Source organism: Limnofasciculus baicalensis BBK-W-15, assembly GCF_024178385.1.
Taxonomy (GTDB): domain Bacteria; phylum Cyanobacteriota; class Cyanobacteriia; order Cyanobacteriales; family Coleofasciculaceae; genus Limnofasciculus; species Limnofasciculus baicalensis.
Genome location: NZ_JAMZMM010000390.1, coordinates 1 through 5,335 on the forward strand (window position 1 = coordinate 1; position 5,335 = coordinate 5,335).

Consider the following 5,335-nt stretch of genomic DNA (forward strand, 5'->3'; position numbering starts at 1 on the left):
AGCAATTAGCAATTAGCGATTAGTCATTAGCGATTAGCCATTCTCAATCTAACCAATAAATCGTTCAAAGCATTTTTCGCTGATGGTGCAATTGGCAACCAACTAGACTCAGAAGCTGCCAATAATTCCTGGTACAAACGATTGTATTCACCCTGATAAAATTCAAGATTAACATCCGCCAAAATAGATTGTTCATATCCGGCTATCTTCCGCTCAATTAAATCGGGAATATAAGGTAATTGGAAGGATTCATTTAATTTGAGAAGATTAGCTTCTATTTCACCTGTCTGCATCAGATGGATGCCAGTAAGTAGTACCCGATAAACGTAAAGTAGAGGTTTCACACGTCGGGGACTTTCTTTTTCAAAAAGATGCCATTGGGTGCGGGCAAAACCTAAGTAATGATGGTTATGGTGGCGAGTGATACACCCTTTTGCGATGGCTTTTAATTCTTCATATTCTGGTGTTGTGTGAATAATTAATGGAGAATACAATTGTTCTAAAACATAGCCATTCTTTTTGAGCATTAGGGAAAAGAACTTTTTGATATCGTGAGTGACTAAATCGAGTTCGATGTCATCTCTAACTTCAGATATTTCAATAGTTTCTCTGCCGGGATCGAGTCGCAAAACCTCTGGTAAAGTTAGGATATGAGCGCCGCGCAAATCGTAGTCAGAATCTGGTGAGGAAAAGCCATAGAGATGTGCGCCACTGATGGTGGCAAATAATAGGGGATAGGGTTGAGATGCGACGATTTTTTTCAGTTTTTCTTCTTTGCTCATATCGGATGGTTATTGATACAGGATTTACGATACTATATATGTTTCTGGTGGTGCGTTACGCTTCGCTAACACACCCTACGTTTAGAGATGTTGTGTACGTTTTACATGGATCAAACCTGTAGATGACGTGCTTTAATCAAGAAAGTATTTGCCTTCTCATAATTAGGACGTTCCGGTAATGATGTATTGGATAAAGCAGCATCAAATTCCCGATGCAAACTTAACCGCCAAGCATTGACATCTTCCCAGGGCATTTCACCCCGACGAATAGCGAGTAATTGTTCTCGATATGCCTCAACTTTCACCGGAACAAATCCTTCTTTCAAGATAGCGATACCTGATAGTAATAGGCGGATTAAGTGCATGGCATGTTTTAATCTAATTTTGCCGATGGTGCGGAGATCTTGTTCCATCTTTTTAAATTGGGATATGACGTAGCCGTTGTAAGTTTGATAGACTAATTGAGATAGGAAAATATCCCGTATTTTCAGTAATTCTTCGGCTATGGGTGTGGCTGTTTCTACTAATGGTGTATAGAGACATTCTAAAACATTTGGATTAGCTTTTAGTGCGAGGATTAAAAACTTCTGAAGTTCCCAATAACATTCTTGATTCTCCTTATTTTCTATCTGTTCTGGGATACCATAGAGAGACCAGTGTATTTCCGCAGGTGGTAAGTAAATTCCCCGTCTATCCGTATCGGAATTTTCATCATCTAAACCAAATGATCTGGAACCGACGATACAGCGATAGATAATATAATCGTAAAGGTTTAATTCGCTTAAAATATCTATAGAAAGATCTAATCCTTCTTGTTGAAAATGCTTGCGAATACTGAATTCGTGACGATGAAGGGTAATTTCAACTTCGTTGGGGAGGCGGATTCGGTAGGCGTGGGAGTTATCTGTTGGCGCTTTTACTATCACACCAACTGCACCGCGCAAACAGAGTATTTCGTCAGGAGTATTTTTTACTTCCACGCGGGTGACAACTTGGGTTCCCACTGGTAAAACTAGGTTAGGATTCATTCGATCGTGTCCCCTCAATTTCAGGGTAAAATACTCATCGGTATCAGTACAACTGATAAGTTCGGAGTATCTTCCGCCAGGATTGAATCTATTATACTACAAAAATAATACTTTTAGGACTGTACAGCGGCAGGGTGAAGCAAGAGGGTAGAAATATTTGGGTTTAAGCCACAATATCTGGGCGCTCTTGCTTCACCCCTACGGAATTATTGAAATCCCCGATTTGTTTTTGGGGATTTAGCATTTACTCTTCAGTACTCATGATTTGAGGTACTTTAAAGAAGTCACCATCTTGTTGTGGAGCTTCTCCTAGTAGTGCGTCTCGGTCGAGATATGGTCGCAATTCATCGGGTCGAGTTACGTTACTGACATCAATTGCTCTGGTGGTTGGCTGGACATCTGTGGTATCCAATTCACTCAACTGTTGAAAGTAGTCTAAAATGCTATTAAGTTGGGGCAAAAACTCTTTTTCTTCTTCAGAAGTTAGCTCCAATCGGGCGAGATTAGCAACTTTTCTAACTTGTTCTAGGTCAATCATATTTGTTGTTGGTTGTTGGTTGTTGGTTGTTGGTTTTTAGTTGTTGGTTGTTGGTTTTTAGTTGTTATAGCAGATTGCAGGTTTATGAAGTACACCTCAGAAACCGGGTTTCTCTGCACCTCGCATACCTGAAAATTACTGCTACTGTACCTCATAAAAGCGGTAACCGCTGTATTGATTGGTTTTTTCGTCAAAGATAAATGACGAATAATGAATAGCAAACAACAAACAACTAATAACCAACAACCAATAACCAATAACTAAAAGTAAACATCGATCGCGGAACGACCAGTACTTTTGAGCCAGTTTTGTGCTTCTAGGTAGTTATTGGGAGCAAGGCGAATTGCTCTTTGCCAATAGTCAGCAGCTTGATCGAACAATGCTTCTCCTTCTTCTTTCTTCCCTGCTTCTTGTGCCTTTTCGCCTTGGTAATGGTAAATTACGGCAATATTATTGAGGGCTTGAGGGAGGCGGGGATTGATGTTAATTGCGTTATGGTAGTAATCTAAGGCTGTCTCATGGTCGCCATTGCTGGTGTAAATCAGCCCCATGTTATATAGAATCAAAGAGCGATCGTAGGGGTCTTCCTCTAGCTCCAGGGCTTGGTTGTAGTTATCCAAGGCTTCGGCATATTCGCCATCACCTTGAGCAGACATACCGTCACGGTAGTAGACAAAAGCTTCTTTGGCTTTCTGGTTGGTGGGCAAAACCTTCAGAATCAGATCTGCCATAACTGTAAAGGTTTTGTCAACAAAGTTATCATTGCGTTGAGAGCGTGGCATAAGTTTTTCCCAATTTTCCCGACTAGAAGATTATCGTAGCTTGTTTGGGATGAGTGCGATCGCGTTTGAGAGGGGAGTGGGGAGTGGGGAGTGGGGAGTGAGGACAAGAGTTTTGAGTTAAAACTTTCAACTGAGAAGTCTACTCCCCTGGTACCGCTTCACTTTTTACCTAAAATAGAGCAAATTACCGTTTCTTTTTCCCGCCCCCGCAGTTGGATATTTTTAACGGGTTTAGCCTGATAATAATCTCGCACATATTCATAAGTTTCACTAGTAACTAGTAGGTGATAAGGGTTATCTTCTTTTACTTCTTTATTCATTGCTTCCAGTCTGGCGGCAACATTAACAGTGTCTCCAATTACCGAATAATTCAGCCGTCGAGAACTTCCCACACTACCAGTAACTACAATCCCAGTATGAATGCCAATGCCAAACTGAATTAACGGTAATCCTTCCACCTCTAGCTGCTGATTTAGCTGTTGTAGTTGTTCGTACATAGCAAGAGAGGCTGCGATCGCATTTAATACATCTTGCTGAATTGCTGATGCTTCGGTATGAGAAAATGGAATACCAAAAACTGCCATAATTGCATCCCCAATATATTTGTCAATCACGCCGCCACGATCCATAATACAGTTGCTCATCGCCTCCAAGTAGCGATTCAGCCACCCTAACAACTGACTGGGTGATAGGTTCTCAGATATGGTGGTAAATCCCCGAATATCCATAAACAAAACTGTTGCTACCATTTCTTGAGCTTGTAACTCACCCGACTGAAAAATTTCTTCTTTACGCTGCCAAATTAACTTAGCAGTTTCTGGAGCTAGGAGTTTACCGAATAGGCTCATTATCTGTTGCTTTTCTTGCTGTTCTAGTAGCTGCAAACCAATAAATACAAGTAATATAGTTCCCAGTGGAGCAGCAATTGGCATCCATAATTGAGCAAAAATAAATAATAATAATGCCAGTGAAATCCAGCCAGAAGATAACAACAAAGCCACTAATACTCGACCTCTATATCCTTGGACATATAAAAGCCCAGATGTGGTAAAGCCAAAGATAAATAATACTACTATTGCCATCCATCCTTGTAACGGATGTATCAGTTTTGACTCCAGCAAGTTATCAATTAAAGCTCCATGGAGATAAATCCCGTTTGTGGGTATATTTTGATTTAAAGGTGTGAGAATCGGATCTAAAGCAATCGCTGTAGTTCCCACTAAAATTAATTTATCTTTAAACGTTTCATTAGGTAATTTACCTTCAGCCACATCAACAAAAGAATAAGTTGGTAAAAATTCCGTTTTTTCTGGCCAATTAATCCAAACATACTCCAATTTTTTACTTCCATTACTTTGGGGAAGGAGGAGGGGTGGAGACTGTTGCAATCGCACAGGTAATAGTTGTTTACCAGTGTTGTATATCTGAAGCATTGCCAAACCCAAACTCGGTTGATTACCTGCAAATAGGGTGGCACGGCGGCTGATTCCATCAATCTCTGGCTGATGTAAAATATGACCAACTCCAGCAGCAGCACTTTTTAATATTGGTACAGGCTCTAGGGGTAATCCCTTTTCATCCACAGCCCTAGCAAGAACCACATTACCAACATTTGATATCGCGTCAGCGAATTTATTATCGTCAGGAGTCGGTTCAATGAAAAGAACATCGAAACCAATTACCGCAGGTGGAGAGGATTGTAGCACTTTCAATAGCTGCGCGTAGCGATCGCGTTTCCAAGGAAATCTACCATACTTCTGTAAACTAGCTTCATCAATTGCAATGACTGCAATTCTTTTATCCCAGCTAGGATGAGGAAAAATTTGGGAATTGCGCAATTGAAATAGCGTGTTATATCCTATTTGTTCTAAAGGTTTCCATCCGTTTAATTGCCAGATACTGGCAGAAATCAAAGCGGCAATAGCGCCAGGAATAACGGGCTTAATGATTTTTAGATAACGCTGTAAATGTTTTAGCACATTGGAACCCTACCAGAGAAGATTTATAAAATTGCTAATTGGTTGTTGGTTGTTGGTTGTTCGTCATAAATTTTTATTTTGTTTGACTTATGAAGGTTGAGGATTTGGATTAATTAGTTCTGGAGTGGGAGAATTTTCGGGTTTTTTAACTGGTGAGTTATTGGGATTTGAATTAATTGGTTCTGGAGTGGGAGGATTTTCGGGTTTTTTAACTGGTGATTTATTG

Annotated in this window: 5 protein-coding genes; all 5 read right to left on the reverse strand. The window is 40.3% G+C overall.

What is annotated here, in order from left to right; all coding sequences use genetic code 11:
- Positions 1–26: 26 nt before the first annotated feature.
- The 5 genes from NJ959_RS25070 to NJ959_RS25090 all read right to left on the reverse strand — a co-directional run bounded on the left by NJ959_RS25070 (position 27) and on the right by NJ959_RS25090 (position 5,109).
- The gene (locus NJ959_RS25070; protein ID WP_254014481.1) at positions 27–782 is read right to left on the reverse strand and encodes a nucleotidyltransferase domain-containing protein; all 756 of its coding nucleotides are present in this window, start codon (positions 780–782) and stop codon (positions 27–29) included.
- 110 nt (positions 783–892) lie between these two features.
- Positions 893–1,810: a nucleotidyltransferase domain-containing protein gene (locus NJ959_RS25075; protein WP_254014482.1), complete on the reverse strand. Its 918-nt coding sequence runs from the start codon at positions 1,808–1,810 to the stop codon at positions 893–895.
- A 244-nt stretch (positions 1,811–2,054) separates the two neighbouring features.
- Positions 2,055–2,348 carry an Asp-tRNA(Asn)/Glu-tRNA(Gln) amidotransferase subunit GatC gene (gene gatC, locus NJ959_RS25080; RefSeq protein WP_254014483.1) on the reverse strand — a complete coding sequence of 98 codons (294 nt, stop codon included), beginning with the start codon at positions 2,346–2,348 and terminating at the stop codon, positions 2,055–2,057.
- A gap of 260 nt (positions 2,349–2,608) precedes the next feature.
- Positions 2,609–3,130 (reverse strand): photosystem I assembly protein Ycf3, encoded by a 522-nt coding sequence (locus tag NJ959_RS25085; RefSeq protein ID WP_254014484.1) that lies wholly within the window; start codon positions 3,128–3,130, stop codon positions 2,609–2,611.
- A gap of 158 nt (positions 3,131–3,288) precedes the next feature.
- Positions 3,289–5,109 carry a CHASE2 domain-containing protein gene (locus NJ959_RS25090; protein WP_254014485.1) on the reverse strand — a complete coding sequence of 607 codons (1,821 nt, stop codon included), beginning with the start codon at positions 5,107–5,109 and terminating at the stop codon, positions 3,289–3,291.
- Positions 5,110–5,335 lie beyond the last annotated feature (226 nt).

Coding starts and splice junctions, on each gene's coding strand:
- NJ959_RS25070 (WP_254014481.1), bottom strand. CDS start 782: ATGAGCAAAGAAGAAAAACTGAAAAAAATCGTCGCATCTCAACCCTAT.
- NJ959_RS25075 (WP_254014482.1), bottom strand. CDS start 1,810: ATGAATCCTAACCTAGTTTTACCAGTGGGAACCCAAGTTGTCACCCGC.
- gatC (WP_254014483.1), bottom strand. CDS start 2,348: ATGATTGACCTAGAACAAGTTAGAAAAGTTGCTAATCTCGCCCGATTG.
- NJ959_RS25085 (WP_254014484.1), bottom strand. CDS start 3,130: ATGCCACGCTCTCAACGCAATGATAACTTTGTTGACAAAACCTTTACA.